At 73.0% G+C, this 23,725-nt stretch carries 25 protein-coding genes; 6 read left to right on the top strand and 19 right to left on the bottom strand.

The features are described from left to right. Positions 1-9 precede the first annotated feature (9 nt). The 5 genes from ACFPL3_RS35080 to ACFPL3_RS35060 all read right to left on the bottom strand — a co-directional run bounded on the left by ACFPL3_RS35080 (position 10) and on the right by ACFPL3_RS35060 (position 6,014). Positions 10-1,779 carry a sodium:solute symporter family protein gene (locus tag ACFPL3_RS35080; RefSeq protein WP_343940209.1) on the bottom strand — a complete coding sequence of 590 codons (1,770 nt, stop codon included), beginning with the start codon at positions 1,777-1,779 and terminating at the stop codon, positions 10-12. Positions 1,780-1,947: 168 nt separating this feature from the next. Further along, positions 1,948-2,463 carry a GNAT family N-acetyltransferase gene (locus tag ACFPL3_RS35075; protein WP_343940211.1) on the bottom strand — a complete coding sequence of 172 codons (516 nt, stop codon included), beginning with the start codon at positions 2,461-2,463 and terminating at the stop codon, positions 1,948-1,950. A gap of 17 nt (positions 2,464-2,480) precedes the next feature. Then, positions 2,481-3,680, bottom strand: a complete 1,200-nt coding sequence (locus tag ACFPL3_RS35070; protein ID WP_343940214.1) for an MFS transporter — start codon at positions 3,678-3,680, stop codon at positions 2,481-2,483. Then, positions 3,677-5,788, bottom strand: coding sequence for a malate synthase G (locus ACFPL3_RS35065; protein WP_343940216.1), 2,112 nt, complete (start codon positions 5,786-5,788; stop codon positions 3,677-3,679). The genes ACFPL3_RS35070 and ACFPL3_RS35065 overlap by 4 nt, the downstream gene beginning before the upstream one ends. 97 nt (positions 5,789-5,885) lie before the next feature. After that, positions 5,886-6,014 carry a hypothetical protein gene (locus ACFPL3_RS35060; protein ID WP_343940218.1) on the bottom strand — a complete coding sequence of 43 codons (129 nt, stop codon included), beginning with the start codon at positions 6,012-6,014 and terminating at the stop codon, positions 5,886-5,888. A 129-nt stretch (positions 6,015-6,143) separates the two neighbouring features. On the opposite strand from ACFPL3_RS35060, the gene ACFPL3_RS35055 reads away from it, so the two are divergent. From ACFPL3_RS35055 to ACFPL3_RS35045, 3 genes are read left to right on the top strand one after another with little or no spacing between them, the layout of a single operon-like run. Then, positions 6,144-7,598: an FAD-linked oxidase C-terminal domain-containing protein gene (locus tag ACFPL3_RS35055; RefSeq protein ID WP_343940220.1), complete on the top strand. Its 1,455-nt coding sequence runs from the start codon at positions 6,144-6,146 to the stop codon at positions 7,596-7,598. Beyond that, positions 7,595-8,698 carry an FAD-binding oxidoreductase gene (locus ACFPL3_RS35050; RefSeq protein WP_343940222.1) on the top strand — a complete coding sequence of 368 codons (1,104 nt, stop codon included), beginning with the start codon at positions 7,595-7,597 and terminating at the stop codon, positions 8,696-8,698. Before ACFPL3_RS35055 ends, ACFPL3_RS35050 begins: the two co-directional genes overlap by 4 nt. Position 8,699: 1 nt before the next feature. Beyond that, the gene (locus tag ACFPL3_RS35045; RefSeq protein WP_343940224.1) at positions 8,700-10,034 is read left to right on the top strand and encodes a (Fe-S)-binding protein; all 1,335 of its coding nucleotides are present in this window, start codon (positions 8,700-8,702) and stop codon (positions 10,032-10,034) included. 73 nt (positions 10,035-10,107) lie between these two features. Here ACFPL3_RS35045 and ACFPL3_RS35040 read toward each other — a convergent pair whose 3' ends face one another. Further along, positions 10,108-10,740, bottom strand: coding sequence for a TetR/AcrR family transcriptional regulator (locus ACFPL3_RS35040; RefSeq protein WP_343940226.1), 633 nt, complete (start codon positions 10,738-10,740; stop codon positions 10,108-10,110). 86 nt (positions 10,741-10,826) lie between these two features. On the opposite strand from ACFPL3_RS35040, the gene ACFPL3_RS35035 reads away from it, so the two are divergent. Further along, positions 10,827-11,771: a zinc-binding dehydrogenase gene (locus ACFPL3_RS35035; protein WP_343940228.1), complete on the top strand. Its 945-nt coding sequence runs from the start codon at positions 10,827-10,829 to the stop codon at positions 11,769-11,771. Positions 11,772-11,841: 70 nt separating this feature from the next. Then, positions 11,842-12,321, top strand: coding sequence for a peroxiredoxin family protein (locus ACFPL3_RS35030; protein ID WP_343940230.1), 480 nt, complete (start codon positions 11,842-11,844; stop codon positions 12,319-12,321). On the opposite strand, the gene ACFPL3_RS35025 is transcribed toward ACFPL3_RS35030, so the two are convergent. From ACFPL3_RS35025 to ACFPL3_RS34965, 13 genes are all read right to left on the bottom strand, one after another. Next, complete coding sequence (locus tag ACFPL3_RS35025) at positions 12,290-12,883, bottom strand: TetR/AcrR family transcriptional regulator (protein ID WP_343940232.1); 594 nt, start codon at positions 12,881-12,883, stop codon at positions 12,290-12,292. The genes ACFPL3_RS35030 and ACFPL3_RS35025 overlap by 32 nt on opposite strands. After that, positions 12,876-13,940 carry an agarase gene (locus tag ACFPL3_RS35020; RefSeq protein ID WP_343940234.1) on the bottom strand — a complete coding sequence of 355 codons (1,065 nt, stop codon included), beginning with the start codon at positions 13,938-13,940 and terminating at the stop codon, positions 12,876-12,878. Before ACFPL3_RS35020 ends, ACFPL3_RS35025 begins: the two co-directional genes overlap by 8 nt. 37 nt (positions 13,941-13,977) lie before the next feature. Then, complete coding sequence (locus tag ACFPL3_RS35015) at positions 13,978-14,859, bottom strand: carbohydrate ABC transporter permease (protein WP_343940236.1); 882 nt, start codon at positions 14,857-14,859, stop codon at positions 13,978-13,980. A 1-nt stretch (position 14,860) separates the two neighbouring features. After that, entirely contained in the window at positions 14,861-15,814 is a 954-nt protein-coding gene (locus ACFPL3_RS35010; protein ID WP_343940237.1) for a carbohydrate ABC transporter permease, read from the bottom strand. Further along, on the bottom strand, positions 15,814-16,851 hold the full coding sequence (locus tag ACFPL3_RS35005; protein ID WP_343940239.1) for an ABC transporter ATP-binding protein: 1,038 nt from the start codon (positions 16,849-16,851) through the stop codon (positions 15,814-15,816). Before ACFPL3_RS35005 ends, ACFPL3_RS35010 begins: the two co-directional genes overlap by 1 nt. Positions 16,852-16,853: 2 nt before the next feature. Then, complete coding sequence (locus ACFPL3_RS35000; RefSeq protein ID WP_343940241.1) at positions 16,854-18,272, bottom strand: ABC transporter substrate-binding protein; 1,419 nt, start codon at positions 18,270-18,272, stop codon at positions 16,854-16,856. A gap of 85 nt (positions 18,273-18,357) precedes the next feature. Continuing rightward, positions 18,358-19,158 carry an SDR family NAD(P)-dependent oxidoreductase gene (locus ACFPL3_RS34995; protein ID WP_343940243.1) on the bottom strand — a complete coding sequence of 267 codons (801 nt, stop codon included), beginning with the start codon at positions 19,156-19,158 and terminating at the stop codon, positions 18,358-18,360. Beyond that, entirely contained in the window at positions 19,155-20,477 is a 1,323-nt protein-coding gene (locus tag ACFPL3_RS34990) for an MFS transporter (RefSeq protein WP_379590289.1), read from the bottom strand. The genes ACFPL3_RS34995 and ACFPL3_RS34990 overlap by 4 nt, the downstream gene beginning before the upstream one ends. A 16-nt stretch (positions 20,478-20,493) precedes the next feature. Next, positions 20,494-21,231 carry an isocitrate lyase/phosphoenolpyruvate mutase family protein gene (locus ACFPL3_RS34985; RefSeq protein WP_343940247.1) on the bottom strand — a complete coding sequence of 246 codons (738 nt, stop codon included), beginning with the start codon at positions 21,229-21,231 and terminating at the stop codon, positions 20,494-20,496. Beyond that, positions 21,209-21,592, bottom strand: a complete 384-nt coding sequence (locus ACFPL3_RS34980) for a DUF3870 domain-containing protein (RefSeq protein WP_343940249.1) — start codon at positions 21,590-21,592, stop codon at positions 21,209-21,211. Before ACFPL3_RS34980 ends, ACFPL3_RS34985 begins: the two co-directional genes overlap by 23 nt. Continuing rightward, positions 21,589-22,056 carry a cupin domain-containing protein gene (locus tag ACFPL3_RS34975; RefSeq protein WP_343940251.1) on the bottom strand — a complete coding sequence of 156 codons (468 nt, stop codon included), beginning with the start codon at positions 22,054-22,056 and terminating at the stop codon, positions 21,589-21,591. The genes ACFPL3_RS34980 and ACFPL3_RS34975 overlap by 4 nt, the downstream gene beginning before the upstream one ends. A gap of 129 nt (positions 22,057-22,185) precedes the next feature. Continuing rightward, complete coding sequence (locus ACFPL3_RS34970) at positions 22,186-22,422, bottom strand: hypothetical protein (protein WP_343940253.1); 237 nt, start codon at positions 22,420-22,422, stop codon at positions 22,186-22,188. Positions 22,423-22,430: 8 nt separating this feature from the next. Beyond that, on the bottom strand, positions 22,431-23,417 hold the full coding sequence (locus ACFPL3_RS34965) for a thiamine-phosphate kinase (RefSeq protein WP_343940255.1): 987 nt from the start codon (positions 23,415-23,417) through the stop codon (positions 22,431-22,433). 70 nt (positions 23,418-23,487) lie between these two features. On the opposite strand from ACFPL3_RS34965, the gene ACFPL3_RS34960 reads away from it, so the two are divergent. Beyond that, entirely contained in the window at positions 23,488-23,724 is a 237-nt protein-coding gene (locus tag ACFPL3_RS34960) for an Lrp/AsnC ligand binding domain-containing protein (protein ID WP_343940257.1), read from the top strand. Position 23,725 lies beyond the last annotated feature (1 nt).

The following is a 23,725-nucleotide window of genomic DNA, read 5'->3' as shown; positions in this document are numbered from 1 at the left end:
TCCTTCCGGTCAGGCGAAGATCAGGTACAGGACGAGCGTGAGCGCGAGGACGAGCACGCCCATCACCACCGGCGACTGCCACCACGCGCCCTCTTCGTCGTGCATCGCGGTGGGCACCTCCTCGATCGCGGCGTAGCGGCGAGGCGCCGCTGCCGTGCCGGCCGCGACCTCGTCCGCGGCGGACGGCGCAACCTGCCCGACCTTCGCGCGACCCTCGCGCGGCGTCAGCGCCCACACCAGCCCGACGAGCTCCGAGTCGGGCTTCGACGTGGTGAACGTCGTGACGACCACCGCCACCGCGATCCCGACCACGAACGCGGCACTGGCCCCGATGAACGACCCCGCCTGCGACGACACCGCGATCACCTCGGTGCGCACCAGCGTGTCCACGATCACCGCGGCGATCGTGCCGCCGATCAGGCCCGTCCACCCCGCCGTGCCGGTCATCCGCTTCCAGAACAGGCCCAGGATGAAGATCGCGAACAGGGGCGCGTTGAAGAAGCTGAACAGCGCCTGGATGTAGTCCATCAGGTTCTCGAAGCTGCCCGCGATGAACGCGGTGCCGATCGCCAGCAGGCAGCCGACCACAGTGACCGTCCGCCCGACCCGCAGGTAGTACTCGTCGGGCTGCCCGGGCCGGATCCAGTCCTGCCACAGGTCGTAGGTGAACACCGTGTTCAGCGAGCTGACGTTTGCCGCCATCCCCGCCATGAACGACGCCAGCAGGCCGGCGAGCGCCACCCCGAGGATCCCGTTCGGCAGGACCTCGTTCATGAGCAGCGACAGCGCGTTGTTGTAGGTGACGTCGGTCGGCCCACCCTGCTTGAGGGTGGTCAGCTGCGGCACCAGCACCCCGGCGATCATCCCGGGAATCACGATGACCAGCGGGATCAGCGCCTTCGGGAACGCGCCGATGATCGGCGTGCGGCGGGCGGCCGACATGCTGCGCGCCGACAGCGCGCGCTGCACCTCGGCGAAGTTGGTGGTCCAGTACCCGAACGAGAGCACGAACCCGAGCCCGAACACGATCCCCAGCACCGACAGGAACGGGTTCATGATCTCGGTCAGCGAGGTGCCCGGCCACGACGACAGCTGCTCCGGCCCCGGCGGGAGCGCGCTGACCTGCGTGACCAGACCGTTCCACCCGCCGACCCGCGCCAACCCGGCCACCGTCAACGGGATCAGCAGGGCGAGGATCACGAAGAACTGCAGCACCTCGTTGTAGATCGCCGCGTTCAGCCCGCCGAGGAAGGTGTAGCTCAGCACCACCAGCGCGGCCACCGGGATCGCCAGCACGAGCGACCAGCCCAGCAGGGCCTCGAGGATCAGTCCCAGCGCGTACAGGTTGACGCCCGCGATCAGCACCGCCGCCAGCGCGAACGTGATCCCGTTGACCCGCTGCGTGGTGGCGTTGAACCGCATCAGCAGGAACTCCGGCACGCTGCGCGCCTTGCTGCCGTAGTAGAACGGCATCATCACGATGCCGAGGAACACCATCGCGGGGATCGCGCCGATCCAGTAGTAGTGCACCGTCGGCATGCCGTACTGGGCGCCGTTGGCCATCATGCCGATCAGCTCGATCGCACCCAGGTTGGCCGAGATGAACGCCAGTCCCGTCACCCACGCCGGCAACGACCGGCCGGACAGCAGGAAGTCCAGGCTCGACGCGATCGAGCGCCGGGCCAGCACCCCGATGCCCAGCACCAACACGAAGTAGAAGACCACGAACACGTAGTCGATCCATATGGTGTCGAGTCGCAGGTCCGTCTGCGCCAACACCCCTGACCCAGTCGCCACCACAGCCCCCTAACTTCCCCCGGCCGCCCCTGCGGATGATTCGCCGGTCCGCGTGATCCCGCTACCCGGAGCGCCGCCACGTCCGGGGTATCTGCGGGGCGCGGACGAACCCCTGCCGCCATCCGCGCGCCGGGCAGGCGGCGCCTCGGCTCAGCGGCTGCCGGACGCGGGCGCCGGAAGCCGGCCGGTGCGGAGGGCCTTGGCGAAGTAGCGGCTCGTGGGCGACTCGGCGTAGGCGCCGAACGCCGGCATCGGCACGTACCCGGCGCTGGTGTACAGCGCGATGGCCTCCGGTTGCATCGTGCCGGTCTCCAGCACGATGCGCCGCAGCCCGGCGGCGACCGCGCTGCGCTCCAGCTGGGCGAGCACCGCGCGGGCGTAGCCGCGCCCGCGGTGCGCCGCGTTCACGTACATCCGTTTGACCTCGGCGTCACCGTCGCGCAGCGGGGCTGCCTCCCCGGCGCGGCGTTCCCGCCAGCCACCGCACGCCACGGGCACACCCTCGGCGTACCCGACGACGAAGAACCCGCCGGGCGGGGCGAACTCGCGCGGGTCGACGGCGGTCTCGTCCTCGCCGCCGTAGCGCTCGCGGTAGACCTCCTGCAGTTCGGCGATCAGGCGCTGGGAATCGGGGTGGTCGAACGGGGTGGGTCGCAGCTCGAGCACGATCGAGAGCGTACGGATCAGGCGCGCCCGGTCCACGCCACGACGCCGAGGCTGAGCGACGCGAGCAGCGCCACCCCGACCAGCAGCACCGGGTAGCCCGCCGCACCGGCGAGCGCCGCCAGCAGCACCGGCAGGACGAACCCGACGTAGGTGAGCGCGTAGTAGACCGCGGTGAGCCCGGCCAGCTGGGCGGGCTCCGCCATGCGCTGCACCTCGAGGAGGCCTGCCACCAGCAGCAGCCCGTAGGCCGCGCCCAGCACGGCGGACGCGGGCACGCCGAGCAGCGGCGACCCGAGCGCGGCCGCGGCCGCGGCCACCAGCAGGCCCGCGACCAGGGCGGCGAGCCCCAGCCGGGAACCCGCGCCCGGGGACAGCCGCCGGGCCCACGATTGCACGCACATCCCGACGCCGAGCGTCACGGTGGTGAGCAGCGTGGCGTAGACCAGGCCGAACCCGGCCAGGCGCGATCCGAGCGCCGCGGGCTGCACGGCGAACGACAGGGCGGGCGCCCCGAACGCCCACGGCGCCATCGGCGCCACGACCCGCCGGAACCGCAGCGGGACGCGCACCCGCAGTCCGGTCCGGAACGCACCCGTCGGACGCGTCTCGGGCAGCCGCGCCACCATCGCCACCACGACGAGCGTCAGCGCGATGTGCACCAGGTACGGCAGCTCCATCGGCAACGGCGCCCACTGGGCGAGCACGCCCGCCACCAGCGGGCCCGCGCCGAAGCCCGCCGACAGTGCGAGCGCGGCCCTGCGGGCGCCCGAGCCCGCGTCCGCCTCCGGGTCCCACGGCGCCTGCGAGAGCTCCTTCACCCACGACGTGCCCACCGCCATCGCGATGCCGGTGACCACGCCGAACGCGAAGCGGCCCGTGTAGAGGGCGGCCTCCGACACCGCCGCCACGCCGCCGAGGGCGAGCACACCGCTGGCAGGTGCCGACACCACGAGCGCGGGCAGCAGCAGACGCCGCCGCCCCCACCGGTCCGATGCCGGGCCGCCCAGCAGCAGCCCCGGCACGAGCCCAGCGGCGTAGACGCCGAAGAACGCCGCGACCGCCACGGCCGAGTAGTGCGCCTGCTCCCGGTACATGACCATCAGCGAGCTGAACTGGTTGGCGCCGTACGCGATGGCGAACAGGGTGGCCGCCGCCCGCAGCCAGGCCCTCCCGGGTCGTGAGTGGATACGAGTGCCGGAGCACTCGTATCCACTCACAGGGACTTGGCCTTGCGGCGCCAGGTCGTCAGCACGCGCTCGGTGTAGCCGTTGGGCTCGGTGCGGCCGGTGAACACCAGCTCCAGGGCCGCCTGGAACGACGGGCTCGCGTCGAGGTCCTTCGCCATCGGCACGTAGCCCGGCTCCCGGGCGTTCTGCTCGTCGACGAGCGCGGCCATCCGCGCGAACGTCTCGCGCACGGTCGCCTCGTCCACCAGGCCGTGGTGCAGCCAGTTCGCGATCAGCTGGCTGGAGATCCGCAGGGTGGCGCGGTCCTCCATCAGCCCGACGCCCTCCAGGTCGGGCACCGTGGAGCAGCCGATGCCCAGGCCCACCCAGCGCACCACGTAACCGAGGATCGACTGGGCGTTGGTCTCGAGCTCGTGGCGCTTCTCGTCGTCGGTGAGCTCGCCCATGAGCAGCGGCACCTCCAGCAGCTTGCGCCGGTCGGTCTCGCGGCCGGCGAGCGCGCGCTGGCGCTCGGCCACGTCGATCCGCAGGTAGTGCAGCGCGTGCAGGGTGGCCGCGGTGGGCGAGGGCACCCACGCCGTGTTGGCGCCCGCCTCCGGGTGGGCGCCCTTGGTGGCGAGCAGCTCCGCCATCGCGGCCGGCTTGGCGAACATGCCCTTGCCGATCTGCGCCTGCCCGACGAACCCGGCGCGCAGCGCCACGTCCACGTTGCGGTCCTCGTAGCCAAGGAGCCACGCCGTGGACTTCATGTCGTTCTTGCGGACGACCGGCCCGGCGAGGAAGTCGGAGTGGATCTCGTCGCCGGTGCGGTCGAGGAAGCCGGTGTTCACGAAGATCACCCGGTCCTGCGCGGCCTCGATGCACGCGTCGAGGGTGAGCGAGGTGCGCTTCTCCTCGTCCATGATGCCGATCTTGAGCGTGCGCGGCTCCAGGCCGAGCGCCTCCTCGACGGCGGCGAACAGCTCGACGGTGAGCGCCACCTCGTCCGGCCCGTGCTGCTTGGGCTTGACGATGTAGACGCTGCCTGCCCGGGAGTTGGAGTGCTGCCCGAGGCCGCGCAGGTCGTGCAGGGCGGCCACGGCCGACACGAGCGCGTCGAGCACGCCCTCGCCCACCGGCTTGCCGTCGACGAGCACGGCGTCGGTGAACATGTGGTCGCCGCAGTTGCGCACGAGCAGCAGGGAGCGGCCCGGCAGGGTGAGCGGGGAGCCGTCCGGCGCGGTGTACTCGCGGTCGCCGTTCACGCGCCGCTCGACCGTCTCGCCGCCCTTCTCGAACCGGGACACGAGCTCCCCGGTCATCAGGCCGAGCCAGGTGCGGTAGGCCAGCGCCTTGTCCTCGCCGTCGACGGTGGCGACCGAGTCCTCGAGGTCGACGATCGTGGTGATCGCCGCCTCCACCACGACGTCGGCGACATCGGCGTGGTGCTGGCGGCCCACCCGGTGCTCGGGGTCGATCGTCAGCTCGACGTGCAGGTTGTGGTGGCGCAGCAGGACGCCCCCGTCCCGGTGCCCCGCGAACTGCGCCGGGTCGGCGAGGCCGCTCTCCCCCGTGCCGGTGGCCACGACGAGCCGCCCGTTCTCCACCCGGTACGCCGTGGCCTCGGCGTGGCTGCCCTGGGCGAGCGGGAAGAACTCGTCGAGGAGGCGGTCGGCCTCCGCGATCACCTGTGCGCCGCGCTCCTCGTCGTATCCGGGGGCGAGCTCGCGGTCGAGCGGGAGGGCGTCGGTGCCGTAGAGCGCGTCGTAGAGCGAGCCCCAGCGGGCGTTGGCGGCGTTGAGGGCGTAGCGGGGCACGGTGGCGGGCACCACGAGCTGCGGGCCCGCGATCCGGGCGATCTCCGGGTCGACGCGCTCCACCCGCACCTTCGGGGACGCGGGCGGCACCAGGTAGCCGATCTCGGTGAGGAATGCCTCGTAGGACGCCGGGTCGCCGGCGCCGTGCTCGGTGTGCCAGGCGTCGAGCTTCGCCTGCAGCTCGTCACGCCGCCGCAGGAGCTCGTGGATCCGCCCGTCGAAGCGGTCGTGCAGCGCCGCGAGCGTGGACCAGAACCACTCCGGCTCCAGGTCGAGGCCGCTCAGCAGTTCGTCTTCCACGAACGCACGCAGCGCGGGGTCGATCTGCAGTGGCGTACTCATGTCTCACCCTCCGGTCGGCAGCCAGCGCACGGCGGGTACCCGCCCGGTCGCTTTTTTACCAGACGGACTTGAACTTCCGCATTGCGGAAGTCAGACTTCAGCGCGTGACGACGGCTGTGGGCACGGGGTCGACCGACGCGGGACCCACGGCGCCGGTGAGCGCCAGCCCCACGACGACCGAGGCCACGATGACGAGGGCCAACTGCAGCTTCCGGCGGGGACCCACCGCTTCGACCTCCCGAACGTTGTCCGTTGGTGGGCGACCGGTCCGGGCACCGACGAGGACCGGGCGATCCGGCGATCGCGGACGTAGTCTCCATGCCAGGCTCGTACCCGCGACGGAGGGGGCCCCACGATGAGTCTCGACAGCGGGATGACGAGGGCGTTCGAGAGTGCGCTCGCCCCGGAGGACGTGATCAGCGACCCGGTCCGGTGCCGCGCGTACGAGTGCGACGGGCTCACCGGCTACCGGGTGGCGCCGCAGCTCGTGCTGCTGCCCCGCGACGCCGAGCAGGTGGCCGCCGCGGTGCGCGTCTGCCACGAGCACGGCGTCCCGTTCGTCGCCCGCGGGGCGGGCACGGGCCTGTCCGGCGGCGCGCTGCCGGTGGCCGACGGCGTGGTGATCAGCCTGGCCCGGCTCAAGCGGGTGCTCGAGGTCGACCCGGTCGACCGGCGCGCCGTCGTCGAGCCCGGCGTCACCAACCTGGAGATCACCGCGGCCGCGGCGCCGCACGGCCTCTACTACGCGCCCGACCCGTCCAGCCAGCAGGTCTGCACGATCGGCGGCAACGTGGCGGAGAACTCCGGCGGCGCCCACTGCCTCAAGTACGGCTTCACCACCAACCACGTGCTGTCCTGCGAGGTGGTGCTGCCCGACGGCTCGCTGGTCACGCTGGGTTCGGACACCGGCGAGCAGGCCGGCCCGGACCTGCGCGGCGTGTTCCTCGGCTCGGAGGGCACGCTCGGCATCACCACCAGGATCACGGTGCGGCTGCTGCGCACCCCCGAGACGGTGCGCACACTGCTCGCCGACTTCCCGTCGATCAGCGCGGCCGGCGACGTGGTGTCCGACATCGTCAAGGCGGGCATCGTCCCGGCCGCTGTCGAGATGATGGACACCCTCGCCATCGAGGCCGCGGAGGAGGCGGTGCACGCGGGCTACACGGTCGGTGTGCCGGCCGCGCTCGTGGTGGAGCTGGACGGGCCGGCCGAGGAGTGTGGCACGCAGTTCGAGCAGGTCAAGGAGATCTGCGACCGCCACGGCTGCACCCGGCTGCACATCGCGGGCTCGCCGGAGGAGCGGGCCGCGATCTGGCGCGGCCGCAAGGCGGCGTTCGCCGCGGTCGGGCGGATCTCCCCCGACTACTTCGTGCAGGACGGCGTGGTGCCCCGCACCCGGCTCGCCGAGGTGCTCGACCGCATCGCCGGCATGGGCGCCGACGCCGGACTGCGCGTGGCCAACGTCTTCCACGCGGGCGACGGCAACCTGCACCCCCTGGTGCTCTACAGCGCGGCGGCGGGCGAGACCGAGCGCGCCGAGAAGCTCTCGGGCGAGATCGCCGAGCTGTGCGTGGAGCTGGGCGGGTCACTGTCGGGCGAGCACGGGATCGGCGCCGACAAGGCCTGCTCCATGCCGAAGATGTTCGGCGAGGACGACCTCGCCGTGATGGCCCGGGCGCGGAAGGCGTTCGACCCCGACGGGCTGTGCAACCCGGGCAAGGTGCTGCCCACGCCGCGCCTGTGCGGCGAGCGCCCCGGCAAGTACCGGCCCCACCCCCTGGAAGAAGCGGGAGTGATCGAGCGCCTGTGACGACCACGACCACCCTCCGCCCCACCGACCTGCGGTCGCTGCGCGACGCCGTGCTCGACACGGCGGGCACGATCGCGATCGCGGGAGCGGGCACCGCAGCCGACTGGGCGGGCCCGCTCGCACCCGTCGACGCCGTGCTCGACACCACCGGCCTGCGCGGCGTGATCACCCACAACCCCGGGGACATGACCGTCTCCGTGCGCGCAGGCACCCCGCTGCGCGAGCTCCAGCGCGAGCTCGCCCCGCACGGCCAGCACGTCTCGTTCGACGCGGCGCGCGTCGCCGACGGCGCCACCGTCGGCGGCCTGATCGCCACGGCCGACGCCGGGCCCGCCGCCCTGGTGCACGGTTCGATGCGCGACCTCGTCATCGGCGTCACGATCGTGCTCGCCGACGGCACCGTGGCCCGCAGCGGCGGGCACGTCATCAAGAACGTCGCGGGCTACGACCTCGCCAAGCTCCTCCACGGCTCCTACGGCACCCTCGGGGTGCTGGCGGAGGTGGTGCTGCGCCTGCACCCGGTGCCCCGGCGCACGGCCACGATCGCGGTCGGCTGCTCGCTGGAGGAGGCCGCCGCACACGCCGCCACCGTGCTGGGCGGCCCCTACGAGCCCGCGGCACTGGAGTGGACGAGCGACGGCACGCTCCTGATCCGCGTGGAGGGCACCGAGGGCGCGATCGACGCCCGCAGGGCCCGCCTGCGGGCCGCGCTGGGCACCGGTGAGGTCCGCCCGCCCGGCGACGACGGCTGGGAGCGCCACGCCGAGCTCGTGCGCGGCACCTCCGACCTCGCCGTCCTGCGGATCGGCGTGCGGCCCTCGCGGCTGCCCGCCGTGCTCGCCGACCTGCCGGCCCGCAGCGTCACCGCCGGGCTCGGCACCGGCGTCGCCACCGTCGGGCTCCCGCCGGAGGCCGTCGCCGGTGCGCACGAGCGGGTGCACACCGCGGGCGGCACCTCGGTGCTGCGTTCCCGCCCCGCCGAGGCCGAGGTCCCGGCGTGGGGGCCGCCGCCGTCCGCCATCGCCGTGCTGCGCGCCGTCAAGGCCGAGCTCGACCCGCAGAACCGCTTCGGCCGCGGCCGTTTCGACCCCTGGATGTGAGATGACCACACCCGCCGGTAGCGCCCACACCAACCTCCCCCAGACCGGGCCGAGCGCCTTCGACGAGCGCAGGCCGCCGGAGCGCGACCTGCTCGACGACTGCGTGCACTGCGGCTTCTGCCTGCCCACCTGCCCCACCTACCAGCTGTGGGGCGAGGAGATGGACTCCCCGCGCGGCCGGATCTACCTGATGGACCTCGCCGAGAAGGGCGAGATCGACCTCGAGGGGCCCTTCACCGAGCACATCGACCGGTGCCTGGGCTGCATGGCCTGCGTGACCGCGTGCCCGTCGGGCGTGCAGTACGACCGCCTGCTGGAGTCGGTGCGCCCGCAGATCGAGCGCAACGTGCCCCGCGAGCGCTCCGACACCTGGTTCCGCAACGCGATCTTCGCGCTGTTCCCGTACAAGCGGCGGCTGCGGGCGGCGGCCGTGCCGGGTGCGCTCTACCAGCGGATCCGCAAGATCCCGGGAATCGCCGCGCTCGCGGCGAAGCTGCCCGGGCGAATCGGCGCGATGGAATCGCTGCTCCCGCCGGTGTCGCTGCGCGAGGCGTTCGCACAGCTCCCCGTGCACACCCCCGCCGTAGGCGAGCGCCGGGCGCGGGTGGCGCTGCTGAGCGGCTGCGTGCAGGACGTGTTCTTCCACCGCGTCAACGCCGCCACGGTCCGCGTGCTGGCCGCCGAGGGCTGCGACGTGCTCGTGCCGCGCGACCAGCAGTGCTGCGGCGCGCTCGAGCTGCACGCGGGCCGCGAGGACAGCGCCCTGGCCCGGGCGAAGCGCGAGATCGCGGTCTACGAGAAGCTCGACGTCGACCACGTCGTCACCAACGTGGCCGGCTGCGGCTCGTCGATGAAGGAGTACGGCCACCTGCTCGCCGACGACCCCGAGTGGGCCGAGCGGGCCAAGGCGTTCAGCTCCCGGGTGCGCGACGTGCACGAGGTGCTCGCCGACCTGGGTCCGCGCGCGCCGCGCCACCCGTTCCCCCGCAAGGTGGCCTACCACGACGCCTGCCACCTCGGGCACGCCCAGCAGGTGCGCACCCAGCCCCGCGACGTGCTCCGCTCGATCCCCGACCTGGAGCTGGTGGACCTGCCCGAGGCCGCGATCTGCTGCGGTTCCGCGGGCATCTACAACATGGTCATGCCGGAGGCGGCCTCCGAACTCGGGGCCCGCAAGGCCGCGAACGTGCGATCGGTCGAGCCGGACGTGGTGGTCACCGCCAACCCCGGCTGCCTCCTGCAGATCGGCAAGCACCTGGGCGGGGACCTGCCGCTCCTGCACCCGGTGCAGCTGCTGGACGCCTCGATCCGCGGGGTGCCGGTGCCGCGCAGCTGATCACCGGGCCGGAGATCGTTCCGGGAGCCGCGTCATCGCCCGGCTGAGGGCGCCCACGCACATCTCGCCGTGATCAACCCTTCCGTTCCAGACCGAGCGTGACGACGCCCGGGATCGCCGCGTACGCCTCGCGCAGGCGCGCGAGCAGGTCGTCGCGGCCGGCGGGCCCCGGGCGGAACACCCACTGCTCGAGCGCGCAGTGCTGCGCGGCCACCCCCAGGTCGACCGCCAGCCGGACCCGCAGGTCGTTCTCGGCGAAGCCGTAGCGCTCCCGGAGCAGGTCGATCGCGGTGCGGGTGGTGCGGTGGCAGAACTGCAGCCCGTGGGCGTTCATCGACGGCGTGACGGCGGCGAGGTGTCGGGTCAGCTCCAGCCGCTCGGTCCAACCGTCGTCGGGCATCGCGACGACGGCCGCGAGCATCGCGTCCGCCAGCAGCTCCAGCAGCGTGCCGTCGGTGCGCTCGTCCGCCTCGAGCACGACGAGGAAGGCCTCCCACATGTCGTGGATGGGCGCCATCGCGACGTCTTCCTTGCTGGTGAAGTAGCGGAAGAACGTGCGCTTGGAGACCTCGACCTCGGCGCACAGGTCGTCGAGGGTGGTGGCGTCGAAGCCCTGTTCGGTGAACCGGCGCAGCGCGGTGTCCACGAGCGCCTGGCGCGTGCGGAGCTTCTTGCGCTCCCGGAGCGACATCCCGACCGTGTCCATCGGCGTTGACTGTACCGGCGGCGCGAACGCCACTTGTGGCATTATGCCTCTCAGTAGCAGTTGCTCCTCAGTGAAAGTGAGATTTCGTGCGCGCCCTCCTCGTCGACCGCTCCGTGCCCGGCGCCTTGCGCCTCGGAGAGGTCCCGGACCCCGAGCCGGCACCGCACCAGGCGCTGGTGCGCGTCACGGCGACCTCCCTCAACTACGGCGAGGTCAGCGGCGGAACCGCATACGCGCCGGAGGGCTTCGTCCTCGGCTGGGACGCCGCGGGGGTCGTCGAGCGCGCGGCTGCGGACGGGACGGGCCCCGCCGCCGGCACCCCGGTCGTCACGCTCGGCCCGGCCGGGGCGTGGGCCGAGCTGCGCGCCGTCGACACCGCCGGCATCGGTGTGGTGCCGCAGGGCGCGGACCTCGGCGCGATCAGCACCGTGCCGGTGGCGGGCGCGAGCGCCCTGCGTGCCCTGCACCGCACCGGCCCGCTGCTGGGCAGGCGCGTGCTCGTCACCGGCGCCACCGGGGGCGTCGGGCGCTACGCCGTGCAGCTGGCGCACCAGGGCGGCGCGCACGTCATCGCCAGCACCGGCGACCCGCAGCGCCACGGCGAGAGCCTGCGCGCGCTGGGCGCCGACGAGGTGGTGGCCTCTCCCGACGACGTCACCGAGCGGGTGCACGGGGTCCTCGACATGGTGGGTGGTCCGCACCTGGTGGCCGCCTACGGCCGGCTCGCGCCTGGCGGCACCCTCGTGAGCGTCGGGAACACCACCGGTCAGGGCGAGCAGTTCCCGCCGGGCGGGTTCCTCGGCGCCGAGGGCCTGCACGACCGCACGATCGTCACCTTCTACCTGCTCGAGTGCCGGGACCTGGGTCCCGACCTCGCCTGGCTGGCCTCGGCCGTCTCGGCGGGGCGGCTGGACCCGCAGATCTCGTGGCGCGGCAGCTGGGAGGACGCCGCGGAGGCGGTCGGCGCGCTGCTGGGGCGGCGCCTGCACGGCAAGGCGGTGCTCGAGATCGGCCCGGCGGGCGGGGTGTGATCCTTAACGACCGGTGACGGACGGCCCGGAAGCGCCTTGTCCGCGGCCGGCGGCCCGTAGCGTCGCGACCATGCCCCTGCTCCAGCCCGGCGACGAGTTCCCCGCGCTCTCGGTGCCGCTCGCCGACGGCGACGCGCTCCAGCTCCCGGACGCGCTCGCAGGCCGCTACGGCGTCGTCCTGTTCTACCGGGGCTCGTGGTGCCCGTACTGCAACGCGCAGCTGCGGGCGTTCGAGCGGGCCCACGACGCCCTCGCCGAGGTCGGCGCCGCGGTGGTCGCCCTCTCCGTCGACGACGCCGAGACCACCCGCGCCCTCGTCGAGAAGCACCACCTGCGCTTCCCGGTGGGCCACAGCGCCGACGCCGCGAAGATCGCCGCGGCCACCGGGGCGTTCGTGAACGCCGACCGCGGCCACCTCGAGTCCACGGGGTTCGTGCTCGCCCCCTCCGGCGCGGTCGTCGTCAGTGTCTACTCCAGCGGTGCGATCGGGCGCCTCGTGCCCGAGGACGTCGTGGGCCTCATCCGCTACCTGCGCTCGCCCGCGGCGTGACGCCGGGGAAACCGCCAAGCACGGCGTCGACCACCTGGTCGGCGTAGGCCCGGTCGACGGGACGGCCGGTGAGCAGCCGGTAGTGCAGCGGGGCGAAGACGAGGTCCAGCAGGAGCTCGACGTCGGCGTCCGGGGGCAGCTCCGCGCAGGCCGTGGCGGCGGCCCGCACCGGGGCCCGGCGGGGTTCGAAGAAGTGGGCCTGCAGGGTTTCGGCGACCCCGGCGTCGGTCTGGGCGGCACCGAGCAGGCCGGCGAGGACCCGGCCCAGCTCGGTGCCCGCGTACAGGTCGACGAAGTGCCGCGCGTGCGCCTGCAGGAGCTCGTCGAGGCGGGTCCCCGCCGCCGGCGCGGGGCGGGCACGGGCGTGGTCCAGGAACGCCTCCAGCACCACCGCCGCCTTGCCGGCGGGCCACCAGCGGTACACGGTGCGCTTGCCGACGCCCGCACGGGCCGAGATCGCATCGACGCTCGCCGCCTGCCAGCCGCCCTCGACGGTCAGCGACCACGCCGCGTCGAGGACGGCGCGGTGGACGCCGGGGTTGCGGCGGGTGAGGTCAGGCACGGCGGGCCGCCCAGCTCGCCGCCACCGCGCGGTTGACCCTCGCGACCGGACCCACGAGCTCGTCGTACGGCTCGTCCCACGGGTCCTTGAGCCCCCACCCGCGCTGGGGGTTCTCCACGTAGCTGCACCAGTGCCAGCCCAGGCACCAGTCCCGGGCGGCCAGCGCCTCGGCGGTGCGCACGTACCCGGCGGCCCGTTCGGCCTGGTCGCGGGCGCTGCCGGTGCGGTGGGGGTTCATCCGGGTGGGGCACCAGTTGCCCGTGTCGGCCACGAGCACCGGCAGCCCGGTGCGCCGGTGCCACCCCTCGACGACGTCGAGCGCCGCGCCGAGCGCGTCCGGATCGGGCCCGGGGAAGGTCTGCACCGACAGCACGTCCACGTGCGGGGCCGCGGCGTCGAGGACCTCGGCGGGGGCGCCGGCGCGGGTGCCGAACCGGTCGCCGAGCAACAGGTGCCCGGGGTCGTGGCGGCGGATCGCGGCGGCGGCCGTCGCGTAGTAGGCCTCTGCGATCTCGGCCAGCGGGCCGTCCCACCCCGCGCCGGTCGGGTGGCCGGTCCACGCGGGGCCGTCCACGAGGTAGTAGCCCAGCAGCAGGGGGTCGTCGGGGCGGCAGAGCGTGCGGGCGAGGTGGTCGCAGTACTCGGCGAAGGCGGGCGAGCGGGGGTCGCGGTAGGCCGGGTGCCCGTTCCACGCCTCGATCTCGGCCACCCGCAGCTCGAGGACGTAGGGCAGGCCCGCGCCTGCCAGGTCGTCGCCGGGCAGGCCCTCGGAGTGGCCGAGGTCCACCGGCGTCCCGGTGACCCCGAGCCCGGAGCCGCTGACGTACTCGGAGGTGGCGCCGATGGTCGTGAAGCCCCACGCGCGCAGGTCGGCCGCGAGGCCGTCGCGCAGCCAGCGCTCCCGCGAGCCGCCGTAGCGCTCGCGCCAGATGGCCCGGTTGTGCGGGTAGCGCAGGTTGGTGTCGTCGGCGTGCACGACGCCGAGCGAGCAGAACGATTCACCCGTGGGCGAGACGAAGGACCAGCCGCGGCCGCGCGCGACCGAGAAGGAGGGCACTCCCAGATGATACGATCCGGTTCGTCTCCCCTATAGCTCAGCCCTTCACCGCGCCCTGGGTGAACCCGGCGATGAACCGGTCGAGGAACAGGTTGAACACCAACGCGATCGGCACGGCGACGAGCACGGCCGCCGCCGACAGCGACTGCCAGAAGAACACGTCGCCCCGCACGAGTTCGGTGGGCACCCCGGTGCTGATCACCTTCTCCGCGCTCGGGGAGATGAACGCGAGCGCGTAGATGAACTCGCTCGCGGTCAGGGTGAAGGCGAACACGACCACGGCGACGAGCCCGGGGAACAGCAGCGGCGCGACCACGCGCACCATCGCGCCGACGCGGCTGTAGCCGTCGACCATCGCCTGTTCCTCGATGTCCTTCGGGATGGTCTTGAGGAACCCGATGAGCAGCCACACCGACACCGGCACCGTGATCGTCGGGTAGATCACCACGAGCGACCAGGTGGAGTCCTGCAGCCCGAGCGCCACCACCAGCCGCGACAGCGACAGGAACAGCAGGGTGGGCGGCACGAGGTAGACGAAGAAGATCGCGATGCCCATCCGGCCCGCCCACGGCCGGTCGAGGCGGGCGAGGCTGTAGGCGGCGGGGAGCGCCAGCGCGATCGTGATCAGCACGACCAGCACGCCGACCCACAGCGTGTTCCACGCGAACGTGCCGAACCCGGTGCCGGTGAGCAGCAGGTCGAGGTGGTCGCGGGTGGGCAGCTCGTTGTAGGTGAACGGGTTGTTGCTGCGCCGGTAGAGGTCGCTGTCCTGCTTGAACGTGGTGATCGCTGCCCACACGAACGGGCCGGCCGCGGCGAGGGCGGACAGCACGGCGAGCACGTACAGCCCGATCCGGGACGCCCGGTGCCTGCGCGCGTAGCGCCTCCGGTCGGCTTCGGTGACGACGAGACCGTCCATGTCAGCTGATCTCCATCCCGCGCACCGCCCGCAGGATCGCGATCGCGGCCGCGAGCAGCAGGGGGAACAGGAACAGCGCGATCGCCGCGCCCTGCGCCACGTCGCTGCCCTCGATGCCCCGGAAGAACGCCCAGCTGGCGAGCACCTGGGTCTCGTTGGTGGGCCCGCCGCGGGTGAGGACGTACACCACGGTCATGTCCGTGAACGTGAAGATCGCGCCGAACAGCGCGGAGATCGCGATCACGGGGGCGGTGAGCGGGATCGTGACCTCGAACATCCGCCGCCAGTAGCCCGCGCCGTCCACCGCGGCCTGCTCCTGCACGTCCTTCGGGATCGACAGCAGCCCGGCCATCATGATCACCGCGGCCAGCGGGACCAGCCGCCAGACGTGCACGGCGATCACCGAGATCATGGCCAGGCCCGGCTGCCCGAGCCAGAACATGTTCGACTGGATCACCCCGACGTTGCGCAGCACCCAGTCGATCGGCGAGAACACCGAGTCGAGCAGCCACAGCCACGTGATCGTCGACAGCGCCACCGGCGTGGTCCAGGGCAGGAGGATGCAGAACCGGACGATCCAGCGGCCGCGGAAGTCGGCGATGAGTATGTTGGCCAGGATCTTGCCGAAGATCACGATGAACACCATCGACACGGCCGTGAAGACGAACGTGTTGCGCAACGCCCGCCAGAACACCGGGTCGGCGAAGATCCGCTCGAAGTTCTGCAGTCCGACGAAGTCGAAGCTCGCGTCCCCGCCGGTGACGTCCGAGAAGCTGAACGCCACCGCCAGCAGGAACGGCACGGCCACCAGCGCGAGGATGTAGACCACCGCCGGGGCGAGCAGCAGCCAGGACAGCACGCCGTCGCGGTCGGCGATGCCGCGCCGCCGCAGGACGACGTGCCGCGGTGCCCGGGTCCGTTCGTCGGCCTGCGCGGCCGGGGCCGGGGAGGTCATCACGCCCCCAGCCGCACCGGCTCGGTGCGCAGGCCGCTGCCGGCGTCGAAGAAGCGCAGCCTGCCGCCCGGCACCGCGAAGTCGTGCCGCTCCCCCACCTCGATCGGCGTCTCCACGGTGGCGGGCAGCCGGGCGATCACCCGGCACGGCCCGTCGCCGAGGTCGACGCTGCCGTAGACGTGCCGGTCGCCGGACAGGTACTCCATCCGCTGCACCTCGAGGGTGGCGGTGATCCGCTCGCCGGGCACGTTCTCGACGGGCAGCAGGTGTTCGGGCCGGAAGCCGACGAGCACGTCGCCGTGCGGCACGAGGTTCATCGGCGGCGAGCCGATGAACGTGGCGACGAACGTGTCGGCGGGGTCGTCGTAGATCTCGACGGGCGCCCCGATCTGGCGCACCCGGCCCTCGGACATCACCGCGATCCGGTCGCCGAGGCCCATCGCCTCGCTCTGGTCGTGCGTGACGTAGATCGTGGTGGTGCGGATGTCCTGCTGGAACCGCTTCAGCTCGTCGCGCGCGCTCGTGCGCAGCTTGGCATCCAGGTTGGACAGCGGCTCGTCGAGCAGGAACACGGTGGGGTCGCGCACCAGCGCCCTGGCCAGTGCCACCCGCTGGCGCTCGCCGCCAGACAGCTGGCGCGGCTTGCGTTCCAGCAGGTGCCCGATGCCCAGCATCTCGGCGGCCGTGCGGGCCTTCTCGTCCCGCTCGGCGGGCGCCATGCCCTCCGCACGCAGCGGGAACACGATGTTGGCCTGCACGGTCTTGTGCGGGTAGAGCGCGTAGCTCTGGAACACCATGGCGATGCGCCGGGCCCGCGGCGGCAACCCCGTGACCACCTGCCCGCCGATGAGCACGTCGCCGCTCGTGGGCTCCTCGAGCCCGGCGATCGTGCGCAGCAGCGTGGTCTTGCCGCAGCCCGACGGCCCCAGCAGGACCAGGTACTCCCCCTCCCCGGTGGCCAGGTCGACGCCGTCGATCGCGAACGCCTTGCCCGAGTCGAACGACTTGCGCAGCTTCCGGACCTCGACCGTGCTCAAGCTCAGCTCCCGCCCGTGCCGATCAGGCCACGCGCCCGCCAGTTGTCGAAGATGGGGATGATCTGGTCCTCGGCGTCGGCGACGGCCTGCTGGGGGCTCACCTCACCCCGCGCGGCCCGCGCGAACATGTTCGGGATGACGAACGTGGCGAAGACCTCGCCCTCCGCCGTGTTGGCCGTGCCCGGGTAGCCGATGTTGGTGCTCCAGTCGATGGCGTTCTCGAGGAGCGCGAGCTTCTCCGGTGGCTGCGCGCCGAACGGGTCGGCGTTCAGCCACTTCCCCATGTCGGGCACCAGGTCGGGGTAGGCCGGGAAGTCGTAGAGCTTGGAGTTCCAGGCCACCACGTCGAGGTTGCCCGCGTAGTGCAGCAGGAACTCCTTGGCCGCGGCCGGGTTGGCGGCGAAGTCCGGGACGATCCAGTTGTACATGACGTGGCTGGCGGCCCGGGCGTCCGCGGGCCCGCGCAGGGCGGGCGAGAAGAAGATGTCGGCGGCCACCTCGGGGTCGGTCTCCTGCGACGTGCGCCAGGCGGAGAGCGAGTTGAGGATGTACGACAGCTGGCCCGCGGCGAGGCCCTGGTTGTTCGACGCCGCGTTCCAGGAGAACACCTCCGGCGTCATCGCCTCGTTGTAGAGCCGCGCCATGAACTCGACCGCCGCCACCGCCTCCGGCGAGTTGATCACGACCTGCTCGGACTCGTCCTGGATCGACGCCCCGAACGACCAGAGCAGGGCGCGCCCGGCCATGTTCGAGTCGATCTCCTGCGACATGCCGATGCCCAGCTGCACGCCCTGGCCGTTCTTGATCTCGGCGCCACCGCGCAGCAGGTCGTCCCATGTGGTGGGCCCGTCGGGCAGACCCACCGGCGTCCACAGGCTCTTGCGGAAGTCACCGGGGTCGGGCACCCAGGCCGGGGCGAACGCGAAGTACTTCCCGGTGGTGGGGTTGAACGAGGACTTCTGGCACAGCTCCACCATCTGGCCGTGCCGGTTGTTCGCCTCGGTGACGACGTCGGTGAGGTCGAGCACGCTCGGCTCGTACTGCGGCACCGGCGAGATGTGCAGGATGAGGTCGTGGCCCTGCTTCGCCTGGATCTCGGCCTGCGTGCGGGCCGGGAGCTCGGCGTAGTTGATGTGGTCCACGGTGACCTGCACGCCCACCCGCTGACCCCATTCCTGCACCCAGGGGTCGAACCAGGTGTCGTGGGCCGGTACGAAGTGGCTCCACATCAGGATCGACAGGGATCCGGACAGGGGTGATGCCGGTTCCTGGAACGTGCCCGTGGGCGCCGGCTGCGTGGGTTCGGGCCCGCCGGCCCCGATCCCCTCGTCCTCCGCGCAGGCCACGAGTGTGCCGCCGAGGGCGGCCAGACCCGTGGCCTGGAGGAAGCGCCGACGGTCGAACTGCGTGCTGATGCGCATGGCGTTGGCTCCCGAGGCGTCGTCGACTCGATCGACCGAGCCTAGGACCGGCGGGCGCCGAAGGGGACCGAAAGGGACGAGATCGTTACCGCTGCGCGCTGTCCAGCACCTCCGGGTCCCAGGCTCCCGCCCCTCCGGACGCGCGCACGCTGCTCACCGCGGCGGCGCCCCCGTCGACGGAGAGCACCTCGCCGTTGACGTAGCCGGCCTGGTCGCTGAGCAGGTAGGCCACGGCACCCGCCACCTCCTCGGGGGTGCCCGTGCGCCGCTGGGGCACCGTGCGCCCGCGCCGCACCAGGTCGTCGGAGGCCAGCCCGGTGGGCACCAGGCCGGGCGCCACCGCGTTCACGCGCACGCCGATCGGCCCGCCGTACATCGCGCCGCCGCGCACCGCACCCAGCAGCCCGTGCTTGGAGATCTGGTAGGGCAGCAGGTCGTGGCTGCCGCGCAGGCTCGCGATGGAGGCGGTGAGCACCACCGCTCCGCCGGTCCGCTGTCGCCGGTAGCAGCGGAACGCCCCCCGCAGGCCGAGGAACGGCCCGCGGAGGTTCACCGCCAGCACCCGGTCGAAGTCGGCCACGTCGACGTCGGGCAGCGGGGTGGCGGGACCCGCGATCCCGGCGTTGAGGTGGTGCAGGTGCACGGCGCCGAAGGCCGCCACGGCCGCGTCGAGGTACCGGTCGACGTCCTCCTCGCGGGAGACGTCGGCCGGCACCGCGATCGCCCGGCCGGGCAGGCCCTCGGCCGTCCGCCGGGCCGCGGCCGCGTCGATGTCGACGGCTACGACGTCCGCGCCCGAGGCGGAGAGCAGGCGGGCGGTGGCCGCGCCGATCCCGCTCCCCGCCCCGGTCACGACCGCGACCCGGCCGGTGAAGTCGATCCTCACGCCGGGTCGAGCGCGATCGGCCGCGTGGCGGCGGGCGCCGGGCGCCGCTGCCACGCGGCGAAGATCACCGCGAGCACCGCTGCGCCGAAGATGCTGGCGCTGAGCAGGAACACCGCGGCCGTGAAGTCACCCGTGGCCTCACGGACGATGCCGGTGACCTGCGGCCCGATGTAACCCCCGATGTTGCCGAGCCCGTTGATCACCCCGATCCCGCCCGCTAGTGCGGCACCGGTGAGGAACGTCGTCGGGATCGCGAGCTGGATCGGGATGCACGTGTAGAGCCCGATCCCGGCGATGCAGAACCCGGCGATCGCGATCGGCGGCGTGCTCATCGAGAACCCGGCGATCAGGAAGCCGACGCCCGCGGTGGCGGCGGCGGCCGCGTAGTGGCGCACCCGCTCGCCGGTGCGATCCGAGTGCCGCGACCACCACAGCATCGGCCCGACGGCGAGCAGCGGCGGCAGCGCGGCCACCCAGCCGATCGCGATCGTGCCCAGCCCGAACTGCTGCAGCATCTGCGGCACGAAGAACTGGAACCCGAAGAGGCTGAAGGCGAACAGGATGTACATGACCACGAGGTAGGCGACGCGCGGGTTGAGCACCCCGCGCAGGAACGGGTGGGCGGCCCGCCCACCGAGCGCGGCGTCGTCCTGCGCCAGCCGGGTGGTCAGCCAGCGCTTCTCCTCGGCGTCGAGGAACGTCGCCTCCTCGGGACCGTTGCGGATGACGGCGTAGAACACGAAGCCGAGCACCACCGCGGGCACGCCCGTCACCAGGAACATCCACCGCCACCCGGGCAGCCCGAGCAGCCCGTCCATGGTGGTCATGATGATCGCCGAGAGCGGGGTGCCGAAGCCCGACAGCAGCACGGCGATGATCATCAGCGAGATCGCCCCGGCCCGCTTCGACGCGGGGATCCACAGCCCGATGAGCACGATCATGGCCGGCGCGAACCCGGCCTCGGCCGCGCCGAGCAGCAACCGCAGCAGGATCAGGCTGATCTCGCCCTGCGCGGCGGCCGTCAGCATCGTCACGAGCCCCCAGCTGATGATGATCCGGGTGACCCACACCCGGACCCCCACGCGGGACACGACGTAGTTGCTCGGCACCTCCAGCAGCGAGTACGTCCAGAAGAACACGCCGGCCACCAGCCCGAACACCGCCGGGCTGATGCCGAGGTCTTCGTTCATGGTCAGCGCGGCGACCGACACGTTCAGCCGGTCGAGGTAGAGCGCGAAGTAGCAGCAGCACAGCAGCGGCACGAACCGCCACTTGATCTTGCTCAGGGTCCTGGTCTCGATGTCGGTGGGCGACGTCATCGTCGGTTCACCTTCCTCAGCGTGCGGACAGCACCTGGGTGATGTGGTCGGTGGAGGTGGGAACGGAGATGCCGGTCACGAGCACGGCCGCGATCCCCGCGGGCAGGCGTGACATCGGCGGGAGGTCGTCGAGCCGCCGGGCGTGCAGCGCGAGCGATCCGCCCGCGGCCCCGGCGAGCTGGGCGAACGTGGCGAGCTGCTCGGTCTCGGACTCCGTGCGGAGCACCGGGGTGAGCAGCGCGAGCGTGAGGTCGGCGCCCGCCTCGCGGTAGCGCGCGAGCCTGCGCAGAGTGCCGGCGCGGTCGGACGCGATCCCGTCGGTCCGGGCCACGAACGCCGGCCCCGCCCGGCGGACCTCGGCGATGTCGGCGGCGAACGCCTCGGCGGGGCGCAGGCGCCCGTCCGGGAGCGAGTCGCCGACGATCACGCCTGCCGCACCGGCCGACGCCAGCGCGGCGCAGGTGCCGACCGGGTCGCCGAACCCGTCCTCGCCGTCGACGATCACGGGGACGGGCGCGGCCCGGCAGACGAGCTCGACGTGGCGCAGGTAGGTCCGCAGGCCGTCGCGGGGCACGCACGGCTCGTCGAAGAGCGCACGGCCGACGGCGCTCCCGGCGAGGAACACGGCTCCGGCACCGGCCTCGGCCGCCAGGCGGGCGCTCAGCGCGTCGTGGCAGCCCGGCACCATCGCGCGACCGCGCGCGAGCTCCGTGGACAGGCCGGTGCGGGGATCAGCGGGCGCGGTAGGACGCATAGCGCCGCCACGCGTCGGAGATCGCCTGCTTCAGCGATCCCGCGGCGTTGCTGAGGTAGTGCTCGTCGATCTCCGCGAGCACCCCCGAGATGTCGGCGGAGAAGTCGATCCCGAGCAGCAGGTCCGCCACCCAGGACCGCACCACCGCGCTCACGGCGGTGGAGTCGACGTCCACGACCGTGCCCGTCTCCCGGTCGACGCGCAGGCTCACCGCGAGCAGGTCTGCAGCACCGTGCGCCCCGGACGTGCGGGGCACCTTGGCGTATCCGACGACCACCAGGCTGGCGCGAGGGCCCATCCGGGCAGCATCGCACCACGGGCGGGTCTGCGGGATCTCCGGCGCGCTCACCACGGCCGTCACCCCACCTGCTTCTCGGCGATGCCCGGGTCGAACCCGGAGTCCTCGGGCAGGAACCGGTTCACCGGCGTGCCGCTGGGCGCGGGCACCTCCTGCTCGGCGTACAGGCCCACGGCGAAGGCGGCGATGCTCGGGTCGTGCTGCATCCCGGGCGCGTGCACCTCCACCAGCGTGCAGGACGACTCCGACCGGTTCCACGCCCAGTGGACGGCACCCGCGGGCACGCGCAGGAAGTCACCGGCCCGCAGGTGGAACGCCTGGTCCTCGATGAACACCCACAGCTCGCCCGCCTGCAGCCAGTTGAGCTGCTCGCAGTCGTGGGTGTGGGGCTTGGAGTGGTACCCGGCCGGCCGGGTGGCGATCATGAGCGACGCTTCGTTGCCGTGGACGGCGGAGGTGGTCAGCGTCATGTCGGCGACGCGGCCCTCCTGCTGGGGCACGTCGGCGGCGGACACGTGCAGAGGCATGGTGTGGCTCCCTCGGCAACACGTGGCGGCGCGGCATCGCGACACCGGCCAAGGGAGCGGCCCGACCCCTGATGACGGTGACGACGGCAGCGGCGCCGGTCACCCGACATCGTCGAGGTCCGCTGTTGGTCAGGTCACCGTACGACCGGTGGCACCGCTCGCACAAGAGACCGTCCGGCGGGCCCCCGCCGGGACTGCGACGGCCGCGCCCAGGAACAGCGCCGCCGCCAGCCACAGGACGCCGACCAGGGCCGCGTGGTCGACGACGAGGCCGCCGGCGAGCGCCCCGAGCCCGATCGCGAGGTTGAACACGGCCACCCACAGCGCCGTCGCCGCCTCGACGGCGCGCGGCGCCGCGGCGATCATCCATCCGGTCACCGCGCGAAGTGGTCCCACCCGCCCGGGCCGCCGTCGTAGACGCGGCCGTCCACCAGCACCTCCGGCTCGCCCTCGGCGACCGTGCCGATGGTGATCCAGCCCTCCGGCGGCTCGCCGGGGAAGGTGGCGGCGAGCGCGTGGTCCTCGCCGCCGGTGAGCAGCCAGTGCATCGGGTCGACACCGAGCGCGGCGCCGACGTCGACGAGCCGGGCCGGCACGGCCAGCGCGGCGGTGCGCACGTCGATCCGCACCCCGGATGCCCGCGCGACGTGGCCGAGGTCGGCGAGCAGCCCGTCCGAGACATCGATCATGGCGGTGGCGCCTGCCGCGGCGGCCTGCGGGCCGCTGGCGTACGGCGGCTCCGGCACCCGGTGCGCCGACACCACGGCCACCGGCGAGCGGAAGCCGCGCGCCAGCACCGCCCAGCCGGCGGCCGCCCAGCCGACGCGACCGGCGAGCGCCACCGTGTCGCCGGGGCGCGCACCGGCGCGGGTGACCGCCTCCCGCCCTTCGAGGTCGCCGAGGGCGGTGACCGCGACGACCAGCGTGGGCGAGGACGTCACGTCTCCCCCGATCACGCCCGCCCCCACCGACTGCGCCTCCGCCCACAGCCCGTCGGTGAGGCCGCTGAGCGTCTCGACCGGCATGTCGGGCGGGCAGGCGAGGCCGACGAGCAGCCCCGTGGGCACCGCCCCCATCGCGGCGACGTCGGCGAGGTTGGCGGCCGCCGCCTTGCGGCCGATCTGCTCCGGACCGGACCAGTCGAGCCGGAAGTGCACGCCCGCCACCAGGACGTCCGTGCACGCCACCACACGACCGTCGGGCGCGGCCACCACGGCCGCGTCGTCGCCCGGTCCCAGCAGCGTGCCCCGCGTAGGCGAGCGCCCTTGCGTCAGCCGTCCGATCAGCCCGAACTCGCCGATACCCGCGAGTGTGTTCTCCGCCTCGGCTTCGCCCGTCGGGAACGGTTGCGATGTGGGCACGGGCGTCACCTCCGGTACGTTCGGCATCCGACTCTCCTACGTCCGATGATCGAAGTGGAAGGGGCTCGCCGTGGTGCAGGCGTACATCCTGGTACAGACGGAGGTCGGCAAGGCGGCCGCCGTGGCCGCGGAGATCTCCAAGATCGCGGGCGTGGTGTCCGCGGAGGACGTCACCGGACCCTACGACGTCATCGTGCGCGCCGAGGCGGAGGACGTCGATCTGCTCGGCCAGCTCGTCGTCGCACAGGTGCAGGGCGTCAGCGGGATCACGCGCACGCTGACCTGCCCGGTGGTGCACCTCTCCTGAC

The sequence above is a fragment of the Pseudonocardia zijingensis genome, assembly GCF_042657305.1.
Classification (GTDB): domain Bacteria; phylum Actinomycetota; class Actinomycetes; order Mycobacteriales; family Pseudonocardiaceae; genus Pseudonocardia; species Pseudonocardia zijingensis.
Note: the sequence above shows the minus strand (reverse complement) of the source record. Positions and strands in the feature narration are given on the sequence as shown.

What these genes read in the sequence shown, in the direction of transcription:
- ACFPL3_RS35065 (WP_343940216.1), bottom strand. Translation starts at nt 5,788, where the DNA reads ATGAGTACGCCACTGCAGATCGACCCCGCGCTGCGTGCGTTCGTGGAA.
- ACFPL3_RS35055 (WP_343940220.1), top strand. Translation starts at nt 6,144, where the DNA reads ATGAGTCTCGACAGCGGGATGACGAGGGCGTTCGAGAGTGCGCTCGCC.
- ACFPL3_RS35045 (WP_343940224.1), top strand. Translation starts at nt 8,700, where the DNA reads ATGACCACACCCGCCGGTAGCGCCCACACCAACCTCCCCCAGACCGGG.
- ACFPL3_RS35040 (WP_343940226.1), bottom strand. Translation starts at nt 10,740, where the DNA reads ATGGACACGGTCGGGATGTCGCTCCGGGAGCGCAAGAAGCTCCGCACG.
- ACFPL3_RS35030 (WP_343940230.1), top strand. Translation starts at nt 11,842, where the DNA reads ATGCCCCTGCTCCAGCCCGGCGACGAGTTCCCCGCGCTCTCGGTGCCG.
- ACFPL3_RS35015 (WP_343940236.1), bottom strand. Translation starts at nt 14,859, where the DNA reads ATGGACGGTCTCGTCGTCACCGAAGCCGACCGGAGGCGCTACGCGCGC.
- ACFPL3_RS35010 (WP_343940237.1), bottom strand. Translation starts at nt 15,814, where the DNA reads ATGACCTCCCCGGCCCCGGCCGCGCAGGCCGACGAACGGACCCGGGCA.
- ACFPL3_RS35000 (WP_343940241.1), bottom strand. Translation starts at nt 18,272, where the DNA reads ATGCGCATCAGCACGCAGTTCGACCGTCGGCGCTTCCTCCAGGCCACG.
- ACFPL3_RS34990 (WP_379590289.1), bottom strand. Translation starts at nt 20,477, where the DNA reads ATGACGTCGCCCACCGACATCGAGACCAGGACCCTGAGCAAGATCAAG.
- ACFPL3_RS34985 (WP_343940247.1), bottom strand. Translation starts at nt 21,231, where the DNA reads ATGCGTCCTACCGCGCCCGCTGATCCCCGCACCGGCCTGTCCACGGAG.
- ACFPL3_RS34975 (WP_343940251.1), bottom strand. Translation starts at nt 22,056, where the DNA reads ATGCCTCTGCACGTGTCCGCCGCCGACGTGCCCCAGCAGGAGGGCCGC.
- ACFPL3_RS34970 (WP_343940253.1), bottom strand. Translation starts at nt 22,422, where the DNA reads ATGATCGCCGCGGCGCCGCGCGCCGTCGAGGCGGCGACGGCGCTGTGG.